The 26435-nt window shown below is 38.6% G+C and carries 26 protein-coding genes; 23 read left to right on the top strand and 3 right to left on the bottom strand.

Annotated features, from left to right (window positions below; all coding sequences use genetic code 11):
• Nucleotides 1-6 precede the first annotated feature (6 nt).
• From WFY05_RS07385 to WFY05_RS07305, 17 genes are all read left to right on the top strand, one after another.
• Nucleotides 7-2424, top strand: a complete 2418-nt coding sequence (locus WFY05_RS07385) for an arylsulfatase (RefSeq protein ID WP_340112132.1) — start codon at nucleotides 7-9, stop codon at nucleotides 2422-2424.
• A gap of 54 nt (nucleotides 2425-2478) precedes the next feature.
• Nucleotides 2479-3240, top strand: a complete 762-nt coding sequence (locus tag WFY05_RS07380; RefSeq protein ID WP_340112131.1) for an acid phosphatase — start codon at nucleotides 2479-2481, stop codon at nucleotides 3238-3240.
• Nucleotides 3233-3892, top strand: coding sequence for an outer membrane beta-barrel protein (locus tag WFY05_RS07375; protein ID WP_340112130.1), 660 nt, complete (start codon nucleotides 3233-3235; stop codon nucleotides 3890-3892). Before WFY05_RS07380 ends, WFY05_RS07375 begins: the two co-directional genes overlap by 8 nt.
• A gap of 91 nt (nucleotides 3893-3983) precedes the next feature.
• Nucleotides 3984-5414, top strand: a complete 1431-nt coding sequence (locus tag WFY05_RS07370; RefSeq protein WP_340112129.1) for a DUF1254 domain-containing protein — start codon at nucleotides 3984-3986, stop codon at nucleotides 5412-5414.
• Between the two features lie 7 nt (nucleotides 5415-5421).
• Entirely contained in the window at nucleotides 5422-6264 is an 843-nt protein-coding gene (locus WFY05_RS07365; protein ID WP_340112128.1) for a hypothetical protein, read from the top strand.
• Between the two features lie 18 nt (nucleotides 6265-6282).
• Nucleotides 6283-8094: an alkyl sulfatase dimerization domain-containing protein gene (locus WFY05_RS07360; RefSeq protein WP_340112127.1), complete on the top strand. Its 1812-nt coding sequence runs from the start codon at nucleotides 6283-6285 to the stop codon at nucleotides 8092-8094.
• Between the two features lie 75 nt (nucleotides 8095-8169).
• The gene (locus WFY05_RS07355; RefSeq protein WP_340112126.1) at nucleotides 8170-8976 is read left to right on the top strand and encodes an alpha/beta fold hydrolase; all 807 of its coding nucleotides are present in this window, start codon (nucleotides 8170-8172) and stop codon (nucleotides 8974-8976) included.
• 124 nt (nucleotides 8977-9100) lie between these two features.
• Nucleotides 9101-10510, top strand: a complete 1410-nt coding sequence (locus WFY05_RS07350; RefSeq protein WP_340112125.1) for a DUF1214 domain-containing protein — start codon at nucleotides 9101-9103, stop codon at nucleotides 10508-10510.
• 45 nt (nucleotides 10511-10555) lie between these two features.
• Nucleotides 10556-11245: a DUF4136 domain-containing protein gene (locus WFY05_RS07345; RefSeq protein WP_340112124.1), complete on the top strand. Its 690-nt coding sequence runs from the start codon at nucleotides 10556-10558 to the stop codon at nucleotides 11243-11245.
• Nucleotides 11242-11832: a hypothetical protein gene (locus WFY05_RS07340; RefSeq protein ID WP_340112123.1), complete on the top strand. Its 591-nt coding sequence runs from the start codon at nucleotides 11242-11244 to the stop codon at nucleotides 11830-11832. The genes WFY05_RS07345 and WFY05_RS07340 overlap by 4 nt, the downstream gene beginning before the upstream one ends.
• Nucleotides 11833-11982: 150 nt before the next feature.
• Nucleotides 11983-12438, top strand: coding sequence for a hypothetical protein (locus WFY05_RS07335; protein ID WP_340112122.1), 456 nt, complete (start codon nucleotides 11983-11985; stop codon nucleotides 12436-12438).
• A gap of 36 nt (nucleotides 12439-12474) precedes the next feature.
• The gene (locus WFY05_RS07330; protein WP_340112121.1) at nucleotides 12475-13050 is read left to right on the top strand and encodes a porin family protein; all 576 of its coding nucleotides are present in this window, start codon (nucleotides 12475-12477) and stop codon (nucleotides 13048-13050) included.
• A 72-nt stretch (nucleotides 13051-13122) separates the two neighbouring features.
• Nucleotides 13123-14193 (top strand): metallophosphoesterase family protein, encoded by a 1071-nt coding sequence (locus WFY05_RS07325; protein WP_340112120.1) that lies wholly within the window; start codon nucleotides 13123-13125, stop codon nucleotides 14191-14193.
• A gap of 153 nt (nucleotides 14194-14346) precedes the next feature.
• Nucleotides 14347-14994 carry a hypothetical protein gene (locus tag WFY05_RS07320; protein ID WP_340112119.1) on the top strand — a complete coding sequence of 216 codons (648 nt, stop codon included), beginning with the start codon at nucleotides 14347-14349 and terminating at the stop codon, nucleotides 14992-14994.
• A gap of 102 nt (nucleotides 14995-15096) precedes the next feature.
• A complete protein-coding gene (locus tag WFY05_RS07315; RefSeq protein ID WP_340112118.1) occupies nucleotides 15097-16137 on the top strand; it encodes a hypothetical protein in 1041 nt (346 codons plus the stop codon).
• Between the two features lie 71 nt (nucleotides 16138-16208).
• Nucleotides 16209-17210, top strand: coding sequence for a glucosaminidase domain-containing protein (locus WFY05_RS07310; protein ID WP_340112117.1), 1002 nt, complete (start codon nucleotides 16209-16211; stop codon nucleotides 17208-17210).
• Nucleotides 17211-17247: 37 nt separating this feature from the next.
• The gene (locus WFY05_RS07305; protein WP_340112116.1) at nucleotides 17248-18300 is read left to right on the top strand and encodes a DUF481 domain-containing protein; all 1053 of its coding nucleotides are present in this window, start codon (nucleotides 17248-17250) and stop codon (nucleotides 18298-18300) included.
• A gap of 34 nt (nucleotides 18301-18334) precedes the next feature.
• Here the strand turns inward: WFY05_RS07305 and WFY05_RS07300 are convergent, their stop codons facing one another.
• Entirely contained in the window at nucleotides 18335-19927 is a 1593-nt protein-coding gene (locus tag WFY05_RS07300; protein WP_340112115.1) for an AlbA family DNA-binding domain-containing protein, read from the bottom strand.
• Nucleotides 19928-20223: 296 nt separating this feature from the next.
• Between WFY05_RS07300 and WFY05_RS07295 the strand changes: the two genes are divergently transcribed.
• On the top strand, nucleotides 20224-21168 hold the full coding sequence (locus WFY05_RS07295) for a lipid A deacylase LpxR family protein (RefSeq protein WP_340112114.1): 945 nt from the start codon (nucleotides 20224-20226) through the stop codon (nucleotides 21166-21168).
• Between the two features lie 78 nt (nucleotides 21169-21246).
• Here WFY05_RS07295 and WFY05_RS07290 read toward each other — a convergent pair whose 3' ends face one another.
• Together WFY05_RS07290 and WFY05_RS07285 are read right to left on the bottom strand one after the other, a co-directional pair.
• The gene (locus tag WFY05_RS07290) at nucleotides 21247-22479 is read right to left on the bottom strand and encodes an acyloxyacyl hydrolase (protein ID WP_340112113.1); all 1233 of its coding nucleotides are present in this window, start codon (nucleotides 22477-22479) and stop codon (nucleotides 21247-21249) included.
• A gap of 2 nt (nucleotides 22480-22481) precedes the next feature.
• Complete coding sequence (locus WFY05_RS07285; protein ID WP_340112112.1) at nucleotides 22482-22886, bottom strand: hypothetical protein; 405 nt, start codon at nucleotides 22884-22886, stop codon at nucleotides 22482-22484.
• A 642-nt stretch (nucleotides 22887-23528) separates the two neighbouring features.
• On the opposite strand from WFY05_RS07285, the gene WFY05_RS07280 reads away from it, so the two are divergent.
• The 5 genes from WFY05_RS07280 (at nucleotide 23529) to WFY05_RS07260 (ending at nucleotide 26406) form a co-directional block, all read left to right on the top strand.
• Entirely contained in the window at nucleotides 23529-23678 is a 150-nt protein-coding gene (locus tag WFY05_RS07280; RefSeq protein WP_340112111.1) for a hypothetical protein, read from the top strand.
• A 260-nt stretch (nucleotides 23679-23938) separates the two neighbouring features.
• Entirely contained in the window at nucleotides 23939-24115 is a 177-nt protein-coding gene (locus WFY05_RS07275; protein ID WP_340112110.1) for a hypothetical protein, read from the top strand.
• A gap of 208 nt (nucleotides 24116-24323) precedes the next feature.
• Complete coding sequence (locus WFY05_RS07270; RefSeq protein ID WP_340112109.1) at nucleotides 24324-24887, top strand: TetR/AcrR family transcriptional regulator; 564 nt, start codon at nucleotides 24324-24326, stop codon at nucleotides 24885-24887.
• Between the two features lie 101 nt (nucleotides 24888-24988).
• Nucleotides 24989-25609 (top strand): porin family protein, encoded by a 621-nt coding sequence (locus WFY05_RS07265; RefSeq protein WP_340112108.1) that lies wholly within the window; start codon nucleotides 24989-24991, stop codon nucleotides 25607-25609.
• Between the two features lie 89 nt (nucleotides 25610-25698).
• Entirely contained in the window at nucleotides 25699-26406 is a 708-nt protein-coding gene (locus WFY05_RS07260; protein ID WP_340112107.1) for a porin family protein, read from the top strand.
• Nucleotides 26407-26435: the final 29 nt, after the last annotated feature.

The raw sequence follows: 26435 nt of genomic DNA, 5'->3' as shown, positions 1-26435 counted from the left end.
AAAATTATGACACTACAATACCGGCAAAGGTCAACTCAGATTTTCTGGATCATTATATTCATCGGAAGCCTTTTATTTTCCTGTACTCAAAAACAGGAAACGGCCACTACGGTTAAATCGCCAGGCGACGGAAGTGTATTACCATTTCCTGAGCCTAGTTCAGCAAGTGTTGCCGGAAAAACACTGCAAGACTCGAAACACCAGTGGCGAAAAGCGGAAAATCACTTACCTGAGGATGCTCCAAACATCGTCATCTTTATGACCGATGATGCAGGTTTTGCAAATCCAAGCACTTTTGGTGGACCAATCAATACACCAACGATGGATCGCCTGGCAAAAACCGGTATCTGTTACAACGAATTTCATACCACAGCCATGTGTTCGCCTACCCGGGCTGCTTTGCTAACCGGTCGTAACCATCATCGTGTGGGAGCCGGCCAGATTGCAGAACTGGCGTCAGACTGGGACGGTTATGTCGGCAAAATTCCGAAATCAACCGCCACCTTTGCACAGGTATTATCTTATTACGGATACAATATCGCTGCTTTCGGGAAGTGGCACAACACCCCGGTAACCGATCTTACTAAACTGGGGCCTTTTGATCGCTACCCAACTGGTCTTGGATTCGACTATTTCTATGGTTTTATCGCGGGTGAGACTTCGCAATACGAGCCACGCCTGTTCGAAAATACCATTCCGATTGAACCACCCCACGATCCGAAATACCACCTCACCGAGGATATGGCGGAGAAAGCCATTGAATGGTTACGCACCAACCAGACACTCGATCCGGGAAAACCTTTCTTCCTCTATTTTACTCCCGGAGCCGTTCATGGTCCTCATCAGATTTTTAAAGAATGGGCCGATAAATACGAAGGAAAATTTGATGAAGGTTGGGAAGCATTGCGACAGATGACTTTTGAAAAGCAAAAAGAGATGGGATGGATTCCGGAAGATGCTGTTCTCAATCCGCTGGCAAAGGGAATGCAAAAGTGGGATGATGTTCCACAGTCGAACAGGGAGTTTCAAACACGCCTGATGGAAATTTTTGCCGGTTTCCTGGAACACACAGATGTACAATATGGTAAAGTGGTGGATGAAATTGAACGCGAAGACCTACTGGACAATACACTGATTATTTACATTAATTCAGACAACGGACCTTCGGCAGAAGGAATGAACGGAACCATTTCCGAATTATTGGCTCAAAATTCCATGCCATCTACTATTGACCAACAAATTAAAGTACTTGACAAAGATTATGGCGGGATGGATGCACTGGGCGGACCAAAACTGGACATCATGTACCATCATGGATGGGCCTATGCGGGGGCATCTCCTTTCCAGGGGACCAAACTGGTAGCCGCACATTTGGGTGGAACACGCACGCCGATGGTTATTTCCTGGCCAAAAAAAATAAAACACGACGACAAAGTCCGTAACCAGTTCCACCATGTGAACGATATTGCAGCCACTATTTATGATATCCTGGATATCACTCCACCGAAGGTTGTAAACGGAGTTGAACAGCAAGCGCTTGACGGAACATCCATGGTTTATACCTTCAATCAGCCGGATGCTGAAACCACCAAGGAAACGCAGTATTTCGAAATTCTGGGTAGCAGGGGAATTTACCACGAAGGCTGGTTTGCCGGAACCTTTGGTCCGCGGGCTCCATGGTCGACCGATATGAGCGGTATATTTAACTGGGAACCTGAAAATGATATTTGGGAGCTTTACAACCTGACAAACGATTATTCGCAATCACAGAATCTGGCTCAGGAGAATCCGGAAAAACTGGCTGAATTGAAGGTTTTATTTGATGAAGAAGCAACCGAGAACCATGTTTATCCCATCGGAGCTTCCATGTATACGGTATTTTTCAGCCCCAGTGAATTACCCTCATCACCTTTAACTGAATGGACATTTTTTGAAGGGCAGGACCGTATTCCGGAATCCATGGCACCAAAATTTGCAAGTGGCCGCTCCTCAAATGCTGTAATTGATGCTGAAATTGGCGAAAATGCCGAAGGAGTACTTTTTGCACTTGGAGGCATTTCTTCCGGATTCACCGTTTATATGGACAAAGGATTTTTAAAGGCCGAGTACAATGCCATGACCCTGAACCGGTATAAAATTTTATCTGAATCTACTATTCCTACAGGCAAGGTAAAGATGGAAGTAGAAACAAAATATGATACAAAGGAACGCATGGCTCCTGCAACCGTCACATTAAAAGTGAACAGGAAACAGGTTGGACAAGGACGTATTGAAAGATCGGTTCCGGCAGCCCACACTGCCTCCGAAACCTTTGATATCGGAGTAGATCTGGGATCGCCGGTTTCGCTGGATTATTACTATCGGGCCCCCTTCCGGTTTAATGGGCAAATTAATCAGATCAACATAAAGTATATCGACGAATAAAAAAAACTGGAAAACTTAATACACATGGAAAACTATATGAAAATCCGATATTCGATGAAAAGGCTTCTGTTTGTCTTTATTTTGGGAATACTGATCTCCGGCTGTGTAACTAAAAAGCCGTTAAGTTCGGTATCATTGGAGATTCCTGAAATAAGTAAAGGAATTCTGCAAGGTTATTTAGATGAACAGGAATTACCCAACAGCCTGGAATTGGTTTCGCCTCCACCCAAAGAAGGTTCTGCTGCATTTGCACTCGACCAGGAGATTGCTGCCATGTATGTTGCTTCTGATGATGAAGCCAGGAAAGAACAGGCAAAAAAAGATGCAGTACTCCATTTCCCGGAAGCAACCGAAGCATTTAATATCATATTAAACATTCAAATATCGGAAGAAACAACACCGAATCTTTATATGATATTGCGCAGGACATTAGCCGATGCCGGTTTATCAACTTACGCTGCAAAAAATCATTACCAGCGGGAACGGCCATTCATGGTAAATAATACGCCTATTTGCACACCTGAAGATGAAGAAGGTTTAAGGAAAGACGGATCTTATCCTTCCGGTCATACAGCAATTGGCTGGGCCTGGGCACTGATACTGGCAGAAGTTTTTCCTGTTGAAGCAGATGCGATCCTGATTCGTGGTAAGGAGTTTGGCATTAGCCGGAATGTATGCAATGTACACTGGCACAGCGATGTAGTTGCCGGAAGATTAATGGGAGCTGCCACAGTGGCTAAATTACATTCCAACGATCAGTTTTTAATTGACCTGGAGGCTGCTAAACAAGAATTAAAAGCAATAAGAAATGAGTAAAATGAAAAAACTATACCTGCCATTATTAGTTGTTATTCTGATAAATACAGTAGCCATTGCTCAAATAGATTCTTTGGCAGAGGAAAATGATATTGTTCCGGATACGATTGTTAAAATAAGTCCTGAAAAAAAATCTTATAAACGAGTCAGCGATTTTAAGATCTACGGTGGATTAACAGCAAGTCAGATCTTACTACCAAAAAGCACCTATGAGTCAGCATACGCTGCAGGATTTATCGCAGGTTTCTCCTATAAAAGAGGACGATTCGGCTATTGGGAAGCAGGATTAAATTACAATGGTTCGGTGGTAGCGCTTGATGATGTGTCAAATGCGGAAGAAACCATGTACATCAGGCAATTAGAACTGCCGCTCACTGTCGGGCTGAACTTGCTGGCAGAAACCAGAAGAGTATTGGGAATTAGGATATTTGGAGGCGTGGTACCCGGATATATAACCAGCATTGGTGATAATCCATTCGATTTATCATTAGGAGATTTTAATCAGTTTCAATTGGGGGGACGTCTTGGCGTTGGAGTAGATGTATTTTTCCTTTTTGTTGAAGGAGGTTATCAATATGGTTTTACGGATTTGCTTAAAAATCAGGGCTCAAATTTAAGCCAGTTGTATGTTCTGCTGGGATTTCGATTTTAAATTCCGGCTTAAATATTTTGCATTCATAACTTAAAACTAAATTTTCATTTTCAATATACTAGCTTTTATAATTATCTCTTAAAACAGCAATATGAAAACCAAATTCAATTACTTAATTATTTTATTGGCATGTCTCTTTTTTATGGCATGTAACCAGGAAAGCAAGCAGTTAAAACAATCCCAGTTGCCCCAAAACATTGACTGGGAATATCAAATGGCTTACCAGCGGGGTATCGAAGCAGTTAACTGGTCAATACCGGCAGTTAGCATGATCTGCATGAGAGACGCAAACTTTGGATTGGGAGGAAGTTACAATACTGTTTACTGGCTTTCAGCACCACCTACAGCATCTATAGAAGCACTTACTGCCAATAATCAAACTCCATATGCATCAATATTTTTAAATACGAAAGAAGGGCCTGTTGTTCTGGATATCCCACCGGCCTCCGATAGAACAGCTATATTCGGAAGTGCAGTCGACATTTGGCAGGAGCCCGTTGCAGATATCGGACCTGCAGGTGAAGACAAAGGGAAAGGAGGAAAGTACGTTTTCCTTCCTCCTGAATATGGGGGAAAAGAGATTGAAGGTTGTATTAATGTACACGTAAATTCCTATCAGGTTTTTGTTGCATTACGATGTATACCATTAGGCGGAGCCAGTTATAAAGAAGCAGCAGAATACTCCAAAAATATTAATGCCTATAGTGCTACAAAAATTAGTAATCCGCCTGAAGGAGAATATATTGATATGGCAGGGAAACACCTGCCAACTTTGCCCAAATACGATGACAGCTATTTCAAATATATCAAAGAATTAATCGATACCGAACCCTTACAGGAAAGGGATATGGTAATGGGCGGAATGCTGGCTTCAATCGGAATTGTAAAAGACAAACCGTTTCAACCCAGCGAAAAAGTAAAAAAGGCCCTTAAAAAAGCTATTACTGATGGCTATGATTATCTGGAATATATGTTTGAAACTCCGGGATTCTCATTCATTAAGCAATGGGACGACAGGCAGTGGATGGCCATTAGAGAACCTTCGAATGATGGATTTGTATTCGACGAAGGCGATTACTTACTTATAGATGATAGAGGCAGCCTTTTTCATTGGGCTACTTTTTTCCCACGGTATTTAGGCAAAGCAACAGCTTATCTGAATGCAATGAAAGATGCTGACGGGAATTTCCTTAAAGGCGAAAAACAATACAAACTTACCGTTCCGGCCGAAGTTCCTGCCCGCGATTTTTGGTCAGTTATTGTCTATAGTAAAAAGACCAAAGCATGGATATATAGCGACACCGGAAGGGTCGGTTTATCGTCGTATGATAAAGAAAATATGAAATTGAATGACGACGGATCGGTTGACATCTATTTCAGCAAAACAGCTCCCGAAGGAATGGAATCGAATTGGATACCTACCAACGGTGAAGATTTTTTCCTGCTTTTCCGTTTTTACGGCCCGCAGGAAAGTTACTTCGATAAGAGTTTTGAACTCCCCGATGTCCAAATTTTAAAATAAAATTATCGTGAAGCATAAAGTATTTATTACCACAGTTAAGAAGTTAAAAAGAGTTTTTCCCTTTTTATTATGCATCCTATGTTCGCATCTGTTATTTGCACAGGATTCGAAAGATGATCTCGCACAGCAGGCTGCCAATCCAATTGCCGATCTGATGAGTTTTCCATTTCAGAATAACCTGAATATGAATTACGGTCCACACAATCGTAATATGAATGTATTAAATATTCAGCCGGTTTTGCCATTTGCAGAGGGAAGGATTATCACCCGTACTATCTTTCCCATCATCAATATTCCCGATTTTAGCAGTGAATCAGGGAAAACCACGTCAGGATTAAGTGATATCGTTTTTACTGCTTTTTATGCTCCTGAAAGTAAAACGATGTGGGGAATCGGACCTGTTATTGAAATTCCGACCGGAGGAGAAAAAAGAGGATCACAAAAATGGAGTATCGGCCCATCGTTTGTGACGCTGGTTCAGCCCGGAGACTGGACTTTTGGAGTATTAATTAATAATTCATGGTCGTTTGCAGGAAAGGAGGAAGCTGCTGATGTAAATCACATGCTGCTTAACCTGTTTATTGTGCGGCAATTAGGTGATGGCTGGTATGTAAACAGCGCACCAATTATTACTGCCGACTGGACTGCATCTGACGGACAAAAATGGATTATCCCACTTGGACTGGGTGGTGGTAAACTGGTCTTCCTTGGAGGGAAATTACCTCTTAACCTGCAAACACAGATTTATTACAATGTTGTTCATCCCGATTTTGGTCCGGAATGGCAATGGCGTTTTCAGTTGCAAATATTATTACCAAAAAGTATCCTGAGTGGGAAAAGTAATTCTTAATATCTAAATATTTAAATCATGAAATCTAAATCCGTCTTTTTACTTATTATGGTAATCATTACTTTTTATGGTTATTCACAAGAAAAGTCCCGATATATGGGCGGCAATGTAGAACTGGTAGAAGCTCCCAATGGGGCCATTGTGAATAAAAAAGTTCTTGAGACAGCACCAAAAATTACATATCTCGAACCTACCACCGAAAAACTAGCCGATGGGGTGTGGTGCATTGGTGGTTATTCTCTTGCAAACTCAACGGTGATAGAAGGCGATGATGGGCTTATTGTTTATGATGCCGGAGATACCAAAGAAGAAGCAGAACATATACGGACTGCTATCGAGAAAGTTAGCAGTAAACCGATAAAGGTAATCATATACAGCCATTCGCATTATGCACTGGGTGCCGGTGCTCTGGTTGATAATCCCGATGATGTGATGGTAATCGGACATCCAAAGTTGAATGAAACGGTTGAATCGAGCTTAAAGGGAGGAGGATCACCTTCAGCAATACCCGAAGTTGGCCCATTGATGACTTCCAGGCTTTTAATTCAATTTAATAATTTCATGCCTGTGGAAGGACCTGATGCAGCCCTTGCAGGAAAACTGGAAGTAGGAAAACCTATCGCATTTATTCCGGCAAACAAAACAGTTTCCGACGGAGAAGAACTTGAAGTTCTGGGTGTAAAACTTCAATTCTTTACGAAATACACTTCGGATGATTATAATCTTACGGTATATGTTCCGGAAAAGGGATTAGTCATGAATAATTTCTTTTGGCCAGGGACTCCTAATATTTATACACTTCGTGGAGGTGTTTACCGTGATCCCCTAATCTGGAGAGATGGATTAAAGGTAATCCGGGATTTACAGCCTGAAATTCTTTCAAATACACATACCCGTGCAATAACAGGCAAGGAAGAGGTTGCAAGACGTTTAACCGGCTACATGGACCAGCTTACTTTAACCTACGACCAAACATTGCGAGGCATACTTGGCGGTTTGGGGCCGGATGAACTAAGACATGCCATTTATATTCCGGAACACATGAAAAATATTCCGGAGAATGCACAAACCTACGGAGAAACCGTTCATTTTCCCGAAGCAATTTATCAGTATGTAATTGGATGGTTTGATGGGGATGTAACAAAACTCTTTGCAATTCCTCCAACGGAAGAAGCCGAAAGAATGGTAAAATTAATTGGAGGTCAGGAAAAGGTAATTGCAGAAGCAAAACAAGCTTTAGAGAACAATGAGTTTGCCTGGGGTGCTCAAATAATTCAATATGCTTATTTGCTGGAACCAACCAATACAGAAATACGATCTATCAAAGCTGAGTTATTACGCCAGATGGGTTACCGCACCACAGGTTCCATTGCCCGTGCGTTCTTGCTAACCGAAGCTTTAGCGTTGGAGGGTAAGGTAAACTATCCAAAATTAATTCCTCCTTCAGCCGAGATCATAGCATCTTCACCGACAACTTTTGTAGATTATTACAGAGTACGCATCGACCCCAAAAAAAGTGAAGAAACAGATAAGGTTATTGAATTTGAATTTACTGATAAAGGAAATCAATCGGTTGCCCTGCATATTAGAAAAGGAGTAGTAGAATTTATACCTACACCGGCTGATTACTACAAAAAAACAGATTTTACTTTAAAACTGGATGCTTTAACCTGGGCTGCCTTATACCTGAATTCTGTAACACTTGAGGAAGCAATAAAAAAGGGTAAAGTAGTTATCGATGGAGATAACAAGGTATTGGTATCCATCTGGAATATGTTTGATGTGTTTGAACCCGCAAAAAATTATACTATTCCTCCTTTAGAAGATTAATTAGTAGAAGTAAAGGTTATAAAATGATATTTGGTTAAATAAAGAAATAAAAAAATGAGCATTAAAGGAAGAAGCATGAAGATTAATAACCTTAATCTGAACGTTTTAATAGAAGGAGAAGGAGAACCGGTACTCCTTCTTCATGGATTTCCTGATTCCAATTATTTATGGCGTGGTGTCATTCCCAACCTGACAGATTCAGGTTATAAAATCATTGCGCCCGACCAGCGAGGCTTTGGACTATCAGATGCACCTGAAGGCAAAAAAAACTACCAGATAGAACTTATTGCCAAGGATGTAATAGCCATCCTGGATCAGCTGAATATTAATAAAGTCAAGCTGGTTGCTCACGACTGGGGCGCTATGATTGGCTGGTATTTGGCGGGGACATATCCTGACCACTTTAAAAGTTATACTGCCATATCCGTTGGTCATCCCAGTGCATATGCATCTGCTGGTTTTGAACAAAAGAAAAAGGGCTGGTATGTTCTGTTTTTTCAACTGGGCGGAATTGCTGAAAAAGTATTCATGGCCGATAACTGGTCTATTTTCAGAAAGACTGTCAACAATCACCCGGAAATGGATCACTGGATCGAAGACCTTAACCGGCCTGGTCGTTTGACAGCGGGAATGAATTGGTACCGGGCAAATTTATCCAAATTATGGAAAGCTGATTTTCCACGCGTAAAGATACCGGTGTTAGGAATATGGAGTACTGAAGACGTGGCTCTGGCCGAAGACCAGATGATTACCTCGGCTCAATATGTAGATGCTTCATGGCGATACGAACGGTTGGAGGGCGTCAGTCATTGGGTTCCCGTAGATGATCCGGATAGATTAAGTCGCCTTTTACTAAACTTTTTTAAATCGGAAGGCAGCTAACTTCATTTGATAGAAAATAAGATTACAGATCCGGCAAGTTTCAATCCACGAAAAACTAAAGGATATCGTAACGTTAAGATTTTGAAATAATTAGGAGATTTAATAAAAAATAAAATATAAAAATATGAAAAAGGTATATACAGTCGGCGTAGTTTGTTTAGGACTACTTATCGCAAGTTGTACTTCAACTACCAATAAAAAAGCCACCATTGAAGCAGATGAAAACGGAGTTGTCATTCTAACCGACGAGCAAATCGAAAATATTGTAAAGCGATCCTACCAGTATGTAGCCATGTACAATGTAAACAACAAATTTGCCATAAAACAGGGAGGGTGGAATACCATCGATGCTGATACGAAGTTAAAAGATCATACCATGAGAGAAATTGCGCGTCCGAATAACGACAGTTTCTACTCAACTTGTATGCTTGACCTAAGAACAGAACCAGTAATTCTTTTTTTACCGGCTTTTGATTCCAAATATGTATCACTTATGGTAACCGCCTACGACCATTATGTTGATGTGCCCAAAGCAACGCGTAATGGTGATTTTCAGCAACCTGAAAAAATCCTGTTTTATTCCGACAGAACGGAGAATTACAATGGAGAACCTGTCGAGGGAGTTGATGAGATTTATAAAACTACTGGAGATTTTGTTTCCGCTGTAGTGCGCATTATGCCCCATGCAAACGATCCTGATAGATTCAAAAAAATTGTGGATGAAATAGGAACCATTAAGATTCAAACACTTTCAGAATACAATGGTGGTAAAGCATTGCCTCCCAAAGATACTTCCTTCCCGGATGTAGGTAAAACCGATCTGGATGTTTTTAAAAATAACCTGCTGGAAGTCATGCAATTTGTTTTTAATCATCTTTCATTCGATAAGAATGATGCAGAAGATCGGGCGATACTGGAAGCATATAAACCTTTGGGTATTGTACCCGGAAAAAAATTCGATCCTGACGGAATTAAAATTGACAGTAAAAAATTCTATGCTGTTGCCGAAAAAATACAGCAGGAATATCTCGGGAAATTGAGTGATCCAAATCTGATTAAAGAAATGTCACCTAAAATGTTCAAGACAAAAGGCTTAACTGACCTGGAAACCATTCTGACTGTATCGATTATCGGGCCTATTGGATTGCCTATGGAAGAAGCCATGTATCCGAATGTAACATCAGCAGACGGCAAACCTTTAAATGCTATGAATGATTATGTGGTAAAAATGACAAAAGACGAGCTCCCGCCTGATCAGGCATTTTGGTCACTGACTCTTTATGACAAAGCAAACGGATTCTTTATTCCCAATGACCGCAAAAAATACAGTGTGGGAGAAAATGCAGGTTATAAATTAAATGCGGACGGCGGAATTGAAATTTACATCGCTGCAAAAAAACCAGCAGGAGTACCGGAAGAAAACTGGCTACCCATAAACCGTAAAGATGAAGAAATTGATCTAATTCTAAGAGTTTATGTTCCCGACCTTGTAAAGATGGAAACATGGACAGCACCGGTTGCAGTAAAACTCTGAACTGGTAAAAGCGAATTCAATAGAAATAACCAAAAAATAATTAACATGAAGAAAGGATTTAAAATATTTATTTTTTTACTTCCGGTGGCTCTTATAATAAATTCTTGTTATCCTGAATTTGAAGCAACTCTGGATGAACTGGATCTGGCCATAACCAAATATGACACGGACCAGGACTTTGGAAACTTAACCTCATTCTATTTGTATGATACGATTATATACGTTACAGATAAGGACGGGGTGGCACCTCATGTTGATGAATCACAGGATTCATATATACTTTCACAGGTAAGGCAAAATTTACTCGCTTACGGTTGGACCGAGGAAACCGACACGGTTGGTGGTATAAATTCAGATGTTTCAATACTCGTTTCGGTTTTGGAAGTGGATGTTAATTTCTACTATTACTATTGGTGGGACTGGTGGTATTGGTATCCATGGGACTGGTGGTGGCCCGGTTATCCCGGTTATCCTGGATACCCCGGATACCCTGGTTATCCAAGCTATGGCTATACTTTGGGTACAGTAATGATTGAAATGATTAATATGGATGATGTTGTAATGCCCCATCCTGAAGATACTCCACCTTCAGTAAAATTCCCAATTGTTTGGACCGGTGCCGTTAATGGAATTTTAGCCGGCTCATCTGAAAATATTCAGAACAGGTTAAACAAACAGATTTCGCAGGTTTTCGACCAGAGTACATATTTACACATAAAAACTCCAAAACAATGATGAAGAAATTTTTAATAGTAATAATGTCATGTTTCGTTGTCTTTACAAGTAAGGGGCAGGACGAAACAGTATTTATTGTCAATTATTTACCAGCAATAAGTTTGGGAAAAACAGCCGATTTTACAAATAACTTCAGTCCCAGGGGACTCGATTTTGAAGCAAATAAATTTTTATCTGAAGATCTTTCAGTTGGTTTCGTCGTTGGTTGGAATATTTTCAGAGAAAAGATATCTGGAGAAACATTCGAATATAAGGATTTAACCATTACCGGCACACAATTCAGATATACCAACATTATACCCATAAATGTAAATGTGAAGAAATATTTTTCGTCTGGCGGCGATATGCTGCCATATGCAGGTTTTGGTCTGGGGACTAATTACGCAGAACAAAATAACGACATAGGAGTATTTACACTGTCGGATAATAAATGGCAATTTAACATAGCACCTGAAGCAGGATTTCTTTATCACGCCGGAATTAATGCTGTACTTTCTTTCAAACTGAAATACAGTTACAGCCCAAAAGCCGGAGACTTTCCAAGTACATCGTACTTATGTTTTGGGTTAGGCATTGGGTTGGATTAAAATAAAAATTGATCTTGATAATAATTCAAACTTTTAAAGAAAGCAAAAATGCTTTTGTACATTTTAAATCATTGCATAAAACATTTCACGGGCAAACATAACAGACAAATAGCATTAATTAAAAAACTACACATTAAAAATTTAAACATCATGAAAAAACTACTTTTTATCTCAGCATTTTTATTAATACTTAGCAGTACTACAAATGCTCAATCAAATTGGGAAGCCGGAATAAGGTTTGGTGACAACTTTTCAGCAGATCTAACGATCCCAATTGCAGCAACGCCACGTCTGCATACGGCAGTTTATTTCGATCGTTTTGGAGTTGCACCATATTTCGACTGGATGTTCGCACTTTCAGGAGGTCCGACCGGTTTAAAATTCTATCCGGGTGTAGGGCCTGAATTCTTCTTTGAACACGATTTCGATTTTAATATTGCAGGCGATTTTGGTGTTGAATACTCATTTGACTTTCCACTAACAATTGGTGTAGATTGGAGACCTCATTTTGCGGTAACACGTGATTTTGATTTCCATTCAGGGAACTGGGGATTTATTGCCAGGTTCAGATTTGGTGAAGGAGCGAATTTTGTGCGAACAGAATAAATAACTAATAAATAGTAACCTTAAAAAAACATGAAGATGAAAAAGAAAGTATTATTTACAATCGTCCTGGCAGTTGTTTTTTTAACAACAACGCTGGCACAAAACAAGGAAAGTGAAAAAAATATGGTATCAGGTATCCGCGGTGGATGGCATTACGCTACTTTGCTAAAGGATGGAACTGAACCGTATAGTGCCTCCAATTTAAATAGTTTTTACGTAGGATTCTTTAACGAGAATAAAATAGTGCCCATGTTCCATTTTGGAAAAGGATTGGAGTATTTTCAAAATGGACTGTCGTATACAGGTGGCGGCGAAAGAATTTTGCATACTATCAGCGTACCTTTGTATCTAAAACTGAAAGTCGGTCCAGTATACGGACTTGGCGGAATAGCCGGTAATTTTAAGGTCAGCGAAAAATTTTCTGCAGGCGATTATGAAGTCAGCCCTACCGACAATGATAAATCCAACTGGTTTGATGCACCGGTATTTCTGGGTGCAGGAGTAAAGATATTCTTTGTATCAGTTGAAGCACGCTATCACTGGGGTTTGATTGAAGTCAGGAACGGTCTGAAAAGTCAGTATTTACAAGTTGGTGCTGCAGTTTCTTTCTGACAAAAGTTAGCTGATACCATTTATTTTGTATGAATGGACAGGTAGTTGTATAATTTAAAATTGAAAAACATTATGGAAATAAAAAATCAAAAATATCTAAAAACATTACTCATCATTTTTGCTCTTGCCATTTCTGGCGGATGCCGCCAGATGCAGAAAGATAGCCCTGAAATCAAAGAGAAAAGCCCTTTTGCTTATGATGAAACCGCTCTCCCAAACAAAAAACCATGGACTTCACAGAATTTTAATAGCAATCCTGAAAATTTTCAGTTTGTCATCATTGGGGACCGAACCGGTGGGGCCAATGCTGAAGAGACTTTTAAACTTGCTGTGAACCAGATCAATCTTCTGCAGCCCGAGTTTGTTATCAATGTTGGAGATTTGATTGAAGGTTACAGTGACGACAAGGCAGAGTTAAATGCAGAATGGGATGATGTACAAGGAATGTTAAATAAACTTGATATGCCTTTTTTTCGTGTCCCGGGGAATCATGATATTGCTAACGAAACCGCACAAGAGGTATGGCGTGAAAGGTATGGCGCAGGCTACTATTATTTCGTTTACAATGATGTGTTGTTTGTTGCCCTTGACAGTGAAGATCCACCCCGCGTTGCTCCCGAAGGTATGAAGGAAAAACTTGAAGAATATAACCGGCTGCAAACAGAAGATCCTGAAAAAGCACAGGAGATGCTGGCCGAGTTCATGTCAGATGAAGAGGTTATTGCCGGACTGAGCAAGCCTGTTGAATTCAGTGATGAGCAAATTGATTTTGTGAAGAACACACTTGCTCAGAATCCTGAGGTGCGTTGGACTTTCCTATTTCTGCACGAACCTGCCTGGGAAAATCCTTCGGATAGTTTCAAGGCGATTCAGTCATTACTAAAAGGCCGTGACCACACATTCTTTGCCGGACATCTTCACTATTACGACTATGATAAGATAGACGGTTATGAACACATAACGATGGGACCAGCCGGTGCTTCATTCCACCAGACTGGCCCGGGTAATGTTGATCATATTATGTGGGTAACAATGACCGAAAAGGGTCCGCAGATGGGTAATATTGCTTTAAAAGGAGTTTTTGACAGAATGGGACTGGATACTACTCTATTTGGTGCATATGATCGTAAAGGATATTATTAAAGTAGAACAAATGTAAAGGATCTGCTAGGTAAAAGAGTCTGGTATTTGAAAGATGATTAGCTACTGACCTTTTAACCTGGCAGTTCCTTTCGCAATGAATATCAGTACGTTTAATGAAACAAAAGTGAATGTCATAAAAATAATAATAAGACGATGAAAACTATTTACTTACTGTTTGCATTGATTTTTATTGCATACGCCGGCTTCGCTCAGGACACAATCCCAGGTCAGGTTATCCGGGTAGATACAGTGAAAATTCAGCAGGTTAGAGTGGACACGGTTTATGTTCCCCAGAAAACTGCTCAGCCCCAGGCTCAGCAAACAAACGAAAATCAACAACCGGAAGAAAATGTAAACGACAAAGTTTATTTCGGAGGTTATGGTAATTTTTCGATCGGTAAATATACCTCAATTGGTTTTGAGCCTTTGATCGCCTATAAGTTGCTGCCACGTTTCTCAGTAGGAGCAAAAATTTCGTATGAGTATTTTAAAAACAAAAATTATACGCCTAAAAAGGAAGGATCCAATTATGGAGTCGGTGCATTTTCCAGACTTCTGGTTACCCGCAGGATATATGCGCATGTCGAATTTTCTGAGATGAACTATAAATTATATAATGACGCCGGAGATAAAAACCGACAATGGATTTCATTTTTATATGTAGGCGGGGGATATAGTTTGCCCATATCAAAAGGTGTATCATTAAATGCAGAAGTTTTATGGGATGTGCTTCAGAATGATGACTCACCCTATAAAACAGTGGAACCGTTCTTCAATGTAGGGATTGCCGTAGGATTTTAGAAAAAAGCAATGACCGTTCATGCGGATTGAATTAAATACCTGTCAATTCAATACATCATTAAAATAAAAATGTGCAAAGTTGAAAAGTCTATTTACCTATTGATGCTTAAAGAATTATATATCATTATCGTTTTTGCCACGCTATTGAGTTCCTGTGCTTCGATGGGACCAAAAACCATTCCTGTTGACGGATTTAATTACAATCAGAGGATTTCAACCCAGGAAAGAGAGCAGTTATTGTTCAATATTGTACGTTTGAGATACGCTGAAACTCCCATGTTTATTAATGTTAGTTCAATAATTAACCAGTACAGCCGCGATAGGCGTGCCAGTATTGAAGCAGATAATATGTTTGGAGCTGCAAGTGTTACTCCTGATATTTCAGGGGGGTGGTCAGATAAACCGACTATTACGTATTCACCAATGAGCGGCAAGGCATTCTCAGAAACCATGTTAAATTCGATTCCACCTGCACTCGTTTTTTACTTCATTCAGTCTGGTTGGTCTGCGTCCCGTATGTTAAATTTAACAACCACACATATAAACGGAGTCAGGAATAGTGTTTATACTGGCAATTATCAGGTAGCTGCCGACGAGGACTTCAGTAAGGTATTGCAACTTCTGGAATACATGCAGGGCAATAGTGTTCTTGCTATGGAAATAGCTGGAGAAGGAGATGCAAAGAATGTAAATATCTTTTTACCCACAGAATTTTCCGATGACACGATAAAAGCAACGGTAAACAAATTTAAACAGCTATTGAAACTCTCACCTGAATTGAACCGGTTTCCTATAAAATACGGACCTTTTCAAAGAGATGCTGAAGAAATATACCTGCAGACACACAGTCTTCTGGAAATATTTCTCATTCTAAGCAACAACATCGAAGTCCCTCCGGAACATATTAAAGCCGGTAAAACCTATGAATCAAGCAACAAGGAAAATCTGGTTAAAATTAAGATTCTCTCCAGTAAAGAAAAACCTGAGAATGCATACGTAGCCATTAATAACAGGGGGTATTGGTTTTATATTGACGACAGTGACTGGGATTCAAAAATCACATTTGGCATTATCCAGGTACTTCTGAATTTATCTAAAGATTCTGATCCTTCAAAAGGACCATTAATTTCAATTGGAAGTTAACAGTGCTGAAAGCATATTAGCTTCACTAATTTTTTAAAAATTTAAATAATATCGACTAAACAAATAAACCCATGAAATTAAGAAACATAATTATATCAATCATTACAATTGTAATCTTCTCAGGATGCGCAACTAAGAAAAACCCAAAAGGTTTGGCATCTGTTGCTTCAGATACTCTTGTAAATACCATTCCGCAGAACTATATGAAAACGGTGGATGACCTTGACGACTCTCAAAAGTATATTGGAGGATCGTATAAGGATATGCTTGATCTTTTTGAAAAGCTGAACTACACACCAGAAGCCTGGCAGGCTGGAATCCGGGAGATTCCTCGTGTTTACCTTGTTGCCGTTGGAGAAAGATGGGGGACTACTACATCTAAGGAAATCACCACCTTAAATAAAAAACAATTATTTTTTCGTGGACTGGCTCCTCTTATTTTGCACGCCAACGAATTGATTTTACAAGACCGGAACAGGCTAGAAAAAATAAAGACTTCTTTTCAAAGAAATAACTCTTTGTCTGAAAACGATAGTATCTGGATTCTGAAATTGGTAAAATTATACAAGGTCAAAACAGATGATCAGATTACCGAGGCTATGTTTGAAGAACTGTGGAAAAGAGTTGATATCATTCCTCCTTCATTGGCTTTAGGTCAGAGTGCAACAGAAAGCGGATGGGGCACTTCACGTTTCGCCGCACAGGGTAATGCTATGTACGGGCAATGGGCATGGGGAGAAAATGCTATGAAACCTGAAAATCAAAGAACGCATTTGGGAAATTATGGTGTTGCAGCATTTGGATCATTGCAGGAATCAGTTTCTGCATATATGCTTAATCTTAATACCCATAATGCGTATGCCGAACTTCGAAAGATAAGAGCGAATCTTCGATCGAACGGGAAAAAGATAACAGGGATGGCATTGGCAGACGGACTCTCGAGATACTCGGAACACGGGGAAAGCTATGTTCAGTCTCTCAAGTCCATGATGGAGTATAATCGGTTAAATCCGACAGATGATGCTTATTTGTCAAATAATCCTCCCATCTTTCTGATTCCTGCGGCAAATTAAGAAATTGCCGACCAAGCTATTCTTAAAACTGATAAACGTGGCAAAATTGAACCTTAAAAATGTATTGATAATTCTTTCTCATCTGGGGTTATTGATAAGTTCTGCAAATAATGTCGTTGCACAGGTGGATTCGATCCGTTTTTTCGATGGCCAGATCTTAGCTGGAGAAATCAAGTCGATGAAAGAAGGAGTGCTTGAAGTGGAAACAGAATTTAGCGATAGCGATTTCAAAATTGAATGGGAAAAGGTGAGCTGGTTGCGAACAGAAACTAAATTTTTTATCACCCTGAAAAAAGAGGACATTTTTTACAGCTACATCAATTCTATAAACGATTCGTTGGTGCAAATTGTCACGAGGAAAAATGATTCCATATATGTTGATCTGCATGATATTGTTTACCTCGACGCATTGGACGAAAAATTTGGCGACCGTTTGGACGCTGAACTAAGCATTGGCTTTGATTTGGCTAAAGCCAGTAATCTACGTTCATTATCGCTTAGAAGCTATTTTGGATATAAAACAGAAAAATGGTCAACCGATCTGGCCGCTAATACCCTGTCTTCCCAGCAAGATGAATCTGACTTGATAAAAAGGCTCGATGCAGAATTCAATTACCGTTGGATTATTTTTAGACGTTGGTATTTAATTGGCACCTTAAATGCTTTATCAAACACCGAGCAATACATAGACCTCCGCTTAAACAGTCAGTTAGGTGTCGGTCTGTACTTACTCAGGTCAAATAAAGCTCATTGGGGGATTAAAGGTGGAGCCAATTATAACACCGAAAACTATTCCAACGAATTATTTATAAGGTCTTCGTTGAACAGGTCGACATGGGAAGGTTTTGCAGGAACTGAATTAAATATTTATGATCTGGGTGATTTCAGTCTTAAACTCATGGCAATTTCCTATTCAGGAATTACTGATCCCGGCAGGTTCAGAAGTGATATTAATTTAGACTTAAAGTACGATTTACCACTCGATTTTTTTATCAAATTAGGCGCGTCATTAAACTATGATAATCGGCCCGTTCTTAATTCCGATAAGGCAGATTATGTGTTGCAAAGTACGTTCGGATGGGAGTGGTAAAGAAACGATGGTGGCAGACCTAACAAAAAGCTATTTATTTTTTATTTCTGTCTTCGATATACTTTAACGCCTTGCTGATTGGTAGTTCAATTGAAGCAGGACCACTTCTTACAAAAAATTGTTCTTTATTATTACTACTTAAAAACACCGGCTTAGGCGATGGTGTGCAACGTACTGCCAATACTTTCTTCTCATCTATTTCCAGGAGTTTGTATTTAATGTACACAGTGAATTCCATTCCAACATGATCTCTTAAAAGACTTTGTACGTGGAGTAAACATTTGTCATCATTAGCAAATTTGTCCGGTTCAATGCCAACGACTTCACCTTCATCATTTATTCCGATTAATATTGTACCTCCGTTTGAATTGCAGAATCCAACTACCGATTTTAACCAGGCAAGTTCAATTTCTTTACCAGGATTATTGGTATATAAATTTGTTCGGATTGTCGATTTAAATTCAACGTGTTCGTTTTCTCCTTTTTCAATTAATTTTAAAATTTCTGCAATTCCAAACGTTTCCTTTTTCCTCGTTTTGATATTACCCCGTATAACAACTACAAGAACAATTCCGGAAACCAGCAAAAAAAGAATTGGAATAAAAAATAAAATCCCGATCCTGCTTTTTAATACAGTCAGAAAATCATCTTCGGCAATAATTAAAGCAGCCCACAAATTTGCGGTTTGTTTTTGTATCGGTCGATATGCTCCCCAGTATTTTTGTTTGTCCAGTTTAAATGATTGAAATTGAATTGAATCTTTATTGCTAATATCTTCCCATTTTAAAATGGCTTTTTTATAAGCCGGAGTTTTAACGCTATCCCACTTTACCAAATAATCTGAGAGCAGCGGTTCTCCCAAAGTATCGATCTTAGATTCGATGTCAAAAACTTCATGTTCAAGTGTAAACAAGAATATTTCAGCTTTTACATGTTCGGCAATAGTCTCCAAAAAATTGTAAATATTGTGAACTGAAACATATATCGTAATAATGTTTGCATTACCTGATGCTTTATTAATGGTTTTAACAGAAGCTGCTAATCCAAGCGTTGTAGAAATTCCGGGTAGCGGTTGAATTTTATACCACACCACCGAATCGGGTGGAATGGATAATTGTCTTGTATAACTGTCCAGGTTAATAGCTCTGTTTGTAATAATGGTATCTAAGGTCGTAACAGAATCAGTCTCCAAATTCTTCGAATGAACAATCACTTCATTTGAATCATTCTTGCCTATGCGATAATAAATCAAGGAAGAATCACTCAACGAAGCATAATACTCAGTACCATCTTCACTACTTACTGTTACTGCTGAAATATTTCTGTTCAATTGTAAATCGGCATAAAAAGCAGAACTCCAGGTTTCAATTTCATTATCACTAAAAATTCCTGATTGTACCAATCCTGCAATTAATTTCAGATTTGAATTCAATTGTTCATAAAATGCTAATGATTCGGCTTCCGTTCTTTCAGAAACCAATTTGATCTGGTTAATTGCAATCTTATCACGCAAATTATCGGTCAATAATGTACTAAATAGTAATGCAATTAAGGAGACAACAGCAAGTATTGTAGCAACAACAAGTGTTTTGTTTTTTCCTCTGTTCAGAATATTTTTATGAAACATGAAGCTGATTTAAGGTCATATTGTTTTCTAATATAGCTATTTATTTTTAAGATTTTCAATTAATTTTTCAGGTGCATTTATAGTGTTATTTTATAACTTGGGGAAGCTTTCTACAGGAATAAGGTTTCATATAATGTGCCAGCTATACCTGTCCGGTAAGATTATTGATGTATCCATGTTTAATATGGAAACTTGTATAATCCGCATGCGGAACAATATTTTTACTGTAAATAGACAAGAACTTGAACCATAAATCAGCAATATATTGGATTTCAAAAATTCTAATAGGAAATATTTTGATTTTTTCTACACCCAATTTTATATACGGTCAGAAATTAAAAGAATTAAATTACGAAAAACACAAAGAATTTTTTTTGAGATGGGACAACGATGTTTTTTTAACGACCGATTATTATTATACACAAGGTGCTCAACTTTTCTGGGTTAATCCGAAACTAAGAAGGAATCCGGCAAGTTATTTCTTAATTCGATTAAAAAATTCCGATCATTACTTTGGTTTGGGACTGATCCAGGAGATCTTCACACCAAAAGATATTACCGATACCCTTTTGAATACCATAGACAGGCCTTATGCGGGCACCTTGTATCTTAAATCGTTTGTTGCCTCGGCAAATCCTGAAAAAAGACTAAAACTGACTTCCGAATTCGATTTTGGTTTTTTAGGGCCTCTTTCCGGAGCACGACAGGCGCAAGAAAAAATTCATGATTGGCTTGGATCTAAACCTCCAAAAGGTTGGGACTTCCAGATTGACAATCGCATCTACCTCAATTACAATCTTGAACTGGAGAAGGAAATACTTAAGATTCACCAGATCTTCGATGTGACGGGAGTCTCAAGATTTCGTATTGGAACGATTCATGATGACCTTCGTCTTGGGGGAAAATTAAGGATAGGACTATTGAATGATTATTTTAAGGGATTAAATCTGAGCAATAGAAAATATACTGAAAATAAAGATTTTCAATTCTATTTTTTTGGAGGCGCAGGAGTTACCGGCGTATTGTATGATGCCACACTTATGGGTGGCATAATACCACCTGAAAACAATCAGGAATACCAATTTCGGGAAATTCACCACCTGTTAGCAGATCTTAATTTTGGGCTTGCAATAACTTACAAAATGATTAGTGCCAAGGGTACTGTTACCATGATCTCTCCTAAATTCGAAAATGGAGAGAGTCACGGTTGGGGTACAATATCTTTGTTTTTCAGACTCTAGATTTCAACTAACAATCCACTACCCATATTTCTGATTAAAATTCTGGGACTGATAATAGAAACGAAATTTCTATTGGAATTAAATCTTATAAGCCAGTCCCCACTCAATCCAGTCTGCCTTACCTCCATTCCTCGTTTTCAGGGCAATGTGAATGTCGACATGCTCAGAAATCCCTATTCTTCCACCAGCACGCATAAACCAGGTTCCTCTTTGCTCAAATGGTTTATAAATATATCTGCCATAATTAAACATAAATGAAATTCTTTCGATTAAATAGTGAAATCCTATATGTGCGCCATAAAAACTTTTGTCGGAAAAGGTTGTTTCCTGTGGTAATAAGTCATCGTAATAACTCTCAACAGAACCGTCATAAAACATATCTAAACCACCAACTGCTTTCAACTTTCGGGCGAATTGAAAAGCATACTCAGCAGTAATTGAACTAGTAAAAAACCTGGGGCCCCTCGCCCCGGTTGTATCTATCTGGCCAAATTCATCCTTAGAGTTCCCGGGACTTTCCTGCATTGAACCTATGCTACCCATCATAATAAACTCATGTTTCGGCCTGAATGCAGATTTTTCTTGTTCAATAAAGGTCGGACGGACGGCAGGTTGATAATTAGGATTTTCGTATTTAGTAAAATTCTTAACCGGATTATAGTGATAGGCTGCAGATAGATTTAAACCTACCAGATTTATACCCCTTTGTGGCGTGAACGACCTTCCGTTACTGAAATGCATGAAAGATAGCCCCATAGCAAGGTCCATCCGGTTAGTCATCATATAATACAATTGAAAGGAAAGATTAAAATGCAGATTACTTTTTGCTCCGATATAAGTCTGATATGGATTGGTTTCTGCGTCGTATGGTACAAAATCACCTGCAATACCAACCTCAACATCAGCATTTAACCTAAATTTTCCAAAAGTTACAATAGGCTCTCCGTAGAAAAAATAAAAAGAAGCAGGTTTGCCAAGAAGTGAGTCAATAATTGTTCCTCCAAGATCAAGATAAGATACACCCAAACCATAGTAAGGATAACCATGAATCCTCTGCCACTCCTTTCTTCCGGTAGATTGTGTTCCGACCCGTATTCCGGCACCCCAGAAACCATCTTTTAATAAATCAGGCCCTTCTCCTTCAACCATATGTCCTCCCTTGTAACCGGTTAGCTGGACAAAATTGAACCATCCATAATTTTCATCTTTTTTCAAGTCTTCCTTGTTAAAGCTTGAAAATTCCTGTGCACTAACAACACTCAAAATGAAGATTGCCGCTAATGAGCTTAATAATCTTTTTGTAACCAGCATTTTTAGTTCTGTTTAGTTAGTTGGTATTTGAATTTCGTAGGTTTGGGTCTGTAAATATTTCCTGTAGTGTAATCAACGACTAATGGAACTCCTCCGATTAGAAGATCAATAACAGAATAAGCAGCACTTTGCTTTCGCAGAAGAACATATTCTTTTTGTTCATATCCTTCGGCATTCAATACCAGAATACTGCCATGCTGTATTTTTCCTTTTGGTATAATAACTGTCCCCGGTGCCTCGCCTACCACTTCACCATCGATGATAACTTCGGCCCTGGGAAGACTTTCTTCGGAGAATACTAGTCTGTTGTTTTTCCCTCCCAGTATTGTAGCGCAGCTACTAATTATCAATGGGATCACCGTAACAAGAAATAACTTTGAAAAAGAAATTTTTGGATTAGTTTTCATAAGGTTAAGATTTGGTATTTTTAAAGACATGGAATATAATTTGAACTATATAGCCATGTCTCCTTTCAAATTTAGATATTTTTTTCGTTTAAACCAATCATAATAATCTTATTTACAACAACATAAAGAGATGAGAAATTGTTCCCGAACCAGACTATATAAAAGAGAGCAAAAAATGAAGACAGGTCCTTTTTTACTTACTGAACATGTGTGCACTAACATTGGTTGACAACTATTTTTGATAGTTCTAAAACGAACTATCCCTTGTACATTAAAATGGCTTTTTTCATGCCTGTTGATCGAATTAATCTAAAATTTCTATGAACGCTCACCTGGATAATTTGACACCTTAAGAGAAACATAATGGACAAAAGTGCTCAACACGAAAAACTGATATGGGAAAATTGAAATAAGTACACCACCAAATCATATCATCAGTCTTTAACAATAGTTGGTGAAAAATCAAATTACAGCATAGGTTAATAAACTTGCCCCTAAATCATTGGATTCTCTGTTCTGTTATGAGTTTTTTGGATTTCTAACAATATTTTCACCAAAGTTGACACATGTGTCTAAACTCGACTCCAAAAAGGCCCCTACATTTGCCCCCGATAATTAATTACAAATTAAAAATTTACGATTATGAAAAAGTTAATGATGTTATTTATGGGATTACTGTTTATGGGGTCTCTTGTTTTAACCTCCTGCGACAAGGATGATGATATCGCGACTCCACCGGATAATACGACCCTGCCGATTGAATTTCCAGAAGTCGAGCACCATGTATTATAGAGAAGTTAAACAGCAATTCGTAATATGACCCTCACAGATCAAGGATTTGTGAGGGTTATTTTTTTGTCGTTATTCATAGTAAAGCTGCGACAATAATAAACCATAATCCCACCCCAAAATCACTGGAAAATGTTGCCTGAGAATAAGATTTTTGTAATTCAGATAATTATTTTGGGATAGTTGACACAAGTGTCTAAATTATAACAAATTACGTCCCATATCTTTGCCCCCGATAATTAATTAAAAATTTAAAATTAAAGATGATGAAAAAGTTAATGTTTTTGTTTATGGGATTACTGTTTATGGGGTCTATGGTTCTTACTTCTTGCAAAGATGACTTTGAAGATATGAATCCGGAACATCCCGCAAATCCGATTGAACTGCCAAAAGCAGAAAATCCGATCGAATTGCCAAAAGCCGTGCCTCATGTATTATAGATTATTTAAGCAGCAATCCGTTACATGACCCTCACAGATCAAGGATTTGTGAGGGTTATTTTTGGTCACAATTCAACTAAAATTGGATTAATAAAGTCATCTAATTAGTTTAGTTAACCTGTAGAATTAGTCAAATAATATTAACTTTATTTATCTTAAAGATTTCGGTTAATCTGAATTAGTAGATTATTAATTCATTCGAAATGAAATGACTAAAAAAAAATCAATTGATATCTGGTTTGAGGCAGCCTTTAATTTATTCGCCGAAATTGGACCCGATGCTTTAAACGTAAAAACACTTTCTGAGGCCTGTGGATTGCCGCGCTCAAATTTTTATTATCATTTTACTGATAAGGAAGAACTTATTGACCAATTACTCGACTATCATATGAAAAATGCAGCCCAAACAATGTTGTATGAACTGGAGAATAAGTTCAATCAATATATTCCGGATTTTTACGACATTTTAGCTAACAACGAACAAAGTTTACGCTTCCACTGGCAACTGTTTAAAAATCGCGATAATATTAAATACAACCAGATTTTTCTTTATTTACGAAAGCGAAATAGTAAAATTATTATTCCAAAGGTTATTGATTATTACCAGTTAGGGTTGCCATTATCCGTAATTGAAACCATCTGGGACACCTTAACCGATGCCTGGTTTGCAAGTTTGGATTTGAATGACTTAAGTTCTAAAACTATGAGCAAAAAGGCGGATGATATCATGCGCTCAATACTTAGGTTTACCAAATATCAGCATTTAATATAATTTAATAGCTTCTTTTTTTACAAGACATAGTCCTTACTGCAAGTGATATATTTTTAGGTGAAATTTTGTAACTTGACAGTGTGACACTTCAAACTTTCTGAATGAAAAAGCTCATCGTCGTAATATTAATTTGTGTCGCTTTCCCGGTATGGAGTCAGGAGAACAAGTTACCCAAAGATTTCAGTATCGTTACTGGGCCCGGAATAGCCTATGTTTTTGGTGGAGAAAAGCTTGATCCATCATTTGGTTATCTTGTGGGAATTGAAAAAAATGTATTTCAGATCTCGGAAAAATCATTACTGAACATAGGAGTTGTTTATAGCATGCAAGGTGCTGAATACAGTGAAATAATAACTGAAGAAGATGGTTCTCAGTCGGGAAAAGTCAGTCTGGGTTACATTGGCTTGCCAATATTATACAGGCATCGGTCACCGGGAGGATTGTTCTGGGAAGCCGGTTTACAAACCGGATTTTTATTGATCGGAAAAGATCTGCCTGAAGGCGGGGAGAAGTCAAACTACAAAGAGTCAGTAAAATCAGTGGACATCAGCATTCCGGCAGGAATGGGCTACTGGTTTAACCGTCGTTTTAGCATGGGGGTACGGGCGGTGTACGGATTAACAGATATGAGCGGCAACGGTGCCAAAATACCTCCTGCCAACAGCAACCACCAAAATTTTTTGATCACAGCCATGCTCCGGTTTAATATTACAGGCAAATAATATCAAAGCAAAATTAGGTCCATAGTCATTTCACATTTGTTTTTCGGTTTTTATACTACAAATTACTTATCTTCAACTAAAAACACTGAATGCAAAAGATACTTTTAATTATCGGACTAATCCTGGTTTCTGCGACCGCTCAGTCACAAGTTCTTATATCGGTTTTGTTTGGCGATAAACTCAATACTGAAGGCATTGAGTTTGGTCTTGAAGGCGGCTTTAATTACTCCAATATCAGGGGCTTTGACAACGATGCTGGACTGATGAAATTTAACCTGGGGTATTACTTTGATATTCGAATGAAAAATGCCTGGTACTTCCACACCGGACTTCAGTGTCTTTACAACATGGGTATGTCGAAACTTTCGGATAATGACATTGAATTTCTGGATGCCACAAAACTGGAATATCCCGGAGATTACAGCCAGAATATTTATGTATTTTATTTACCCATGCTGGCGCAGTACCGATTTAAAAATTACACTTATTTAGAAGCGGGCCCTCAACTGGGATGGATGTACAGTAGTTTTGTGCAATTCAAATCCAATTACGAGGATCGCAATATTAACATTAAAGATTACAATAACTCCCTCAGAAACTGGTTCGACGGAGGAATCGCCGTTGGCGTAGGTTATAAGTTTATGAAAGGCGAAGGTTGGAGCATCGGCGTACGCTATTACCAGGGATTTACAAACGTATTCAAGGAAGTTTCTGGATCGAGGAACAATTCAATCTACTTCGTATGTAAAATACCCATTGGTGCAGCTTCGAAAAAAGAAAAAGGCCAAACGAATTGATCCGTCTGACCTTGCCTTACCAATATTTT

This window comes from Maribellus mangrovi (genome assembly GCF_037646455.1).
Classification (GTDB): Bacteria; Bacteroidota; Bacteroidia; order Bacteroidales; family Prolixibacteraceae; genus Draconibacterium; species Draconibacterium mangrovi_A.
Note: the sequence above shows the minus strand (reverse complement) of the source record. Positions and strands in the feature narration are given on the sequence as shown.

What these genes read in the sequence shown, in the direction of transcription:
- WFY05_RS07330 (WP_340112121.1), top strand. Translation starts at nt 12,475, where the DNA reads ATGAAAAAGAAAGTATTATTTACAATCGTCCTGGCAGTTGTTTTTTTA.
- WFY05_RS07340 (WP_340112123.1), top strand. Translation starts at nt 11,242, where the DNA reads ATGATGAAGAAATTTTTAATAGTAATAATGTCATGTTTCGTTGTCTTT.
- WFY05_RS07265 (WP_340112108.1), top strand. Translation starts at nt 24,989, where the DNA reads ATGAAAAAGCTCATCGTCGTAATATTAATTTGTGTCGCTTTCCCGGTA.
- WFY05_RS07385 (WP_340112132.1), top strand. Translation starts at nt 7, where the DNA reads ATGACACTACAATACCGGCAAAGGTCAACTCAGATTTTCTGGATCATT.
- WFY05_RS07325 (WP_340112120.1), top strand. Translation starts at nt 13,123, where the DNA reads ATGGAAATAAAAAATCAAAAATATCTAAAAACATTACTCATCATTTTT.
- WFY05_RS07290 (WP_340112113.1), bottom strand. Translation starts at nt 22,479, where the DNA reads ATGCTGGTTACAAAAAGATTATTAAGCTCATTAGCGGCAATCTTCATT.
- WFY05_RS07310 (WP_340112117.1), top strand. Translation starts at nt 16,209, where the DNA reads ATGAAATTAAGAAACATAATTATATCAATCATTACAATTGTAATCTTC.
- WFY05_RS07380 (WP_340112131.1), top strand. Translation starts at nt 2,479, where the DNA reads ATGAAAAGGCTTCTGTTTGTCTTTATTTTGGGAATACTGATCTCCGGC.
- WFY05_RS07360 (WP_340112127.1), top strand. Translation starts at nt 6,283, where the DNA reads ATGAAATCTAAATCCGTCTTTTTACTTATTATGGTAATCATTACTTTT.
- WFY05_RS07335 (WP_340112122.1), top strand. Translation starts at nt 11,983, where the DNA reads ATGAAAAAACTACTTTTTATCTCAGCATTTTTATTAATACTTAGCAGT.
- WFY05_RS07345 (WP_340112124.1), top strand. Translation starts at nt 10,556, where the DNA reads ATGAAGAAAGGATTTAAAATATTTATTTTTTTACTTCCGGTGGCTCTT.
- WFY05_RS07350 (WP_340112125.1), top strand. Translation starts at nt 9,101, where the DNA reads ATGAAAAAGGTATATACAGTCGGCGTAGTTTGTTTAGGACTACTTATC.
- WFY05_RS07370 (WP_340112129.1), top strand. Translation starts at nt 3,984, where the DNA reads ATGAAAACCAAATTCAATTACTTAATTATTTTATTGGCATGTCTCTTT.
- WFY05_RS07275 (WP_340112110.1), top strand. Translation starts at nt 23,939, where the DNA reads ATGATGAAAAAGTTAATGTTTTTGTTTATGGGATTACTGTTTATGGGG.
- WFY05_RS07300 (WP_340112115.1), bottom strand. Translation starts at nt 19,927, where the DNA reads ATGTTTCATAAAAATATTCTGAACAGAGGAAAAAACAAAACACTTGTT.
- WFY05_RS07285 (WP_340112112.1), bottom strand. Translation starts at nt 22,886, where the DNA reads ATGAAAACTAATCCAAAAATTTCTTTTTCAAAGTTATTTCTTGTTACG.
- WFY05_RS07315 (WP_340112118.1), top strand. Translation starts at nt 15,097, where the DNA reads ATGCTTAAAGAATTATATATCATTATCGTTTTTGCCACGCTATTGAGT.
- WFY05_RS07320 (WP_340112119.1), top strand. Translation starts at nt 14,347, where the DNA reads ATGAAAACTATTTACTTACTGTTTGCATTGATTTTTATTGCATACGCC.
- WFY05_RS07260 (WP_340112107.1), top strand. Translation starts at nt 25,699, where the DNA reads ATGCAAAAGATACTTTTAATTATCGGACTAATCCTGGTTTCTGCGACC.
- WFY05_RS07270 (WP_340112109.1), top strand. Translation starts at nt 24,324, where the DNA reads ATGACTAAAAAAAAATCAATTGATATCTGGTTTGAGGCAGCCTTTAAT.
- WFY05_RS07375 (WP_340112130.1), top strand. Translation starts at nt 3,233, where the DNA reads ATGAGTAAAATGAAAAAACTATACCTGCCATTATTAGTTGTTATTCTG.
- WFY05_RS07280 (WP_340112111.1), top strand. Translation starts at nt 23,529, where the DNA reads ATGAAAAAGTTAATGATGTTATTTATGGGATTACTGTTTATGGGGTCT.
- WFY05_RS07355 (WP_340112126.1), top strand. Translation starts at nt 8,170, where the DNA reads ATGAAGATTAATAACCTTAATCTGAACGTTTTAATAGAAGGAGAAGGA.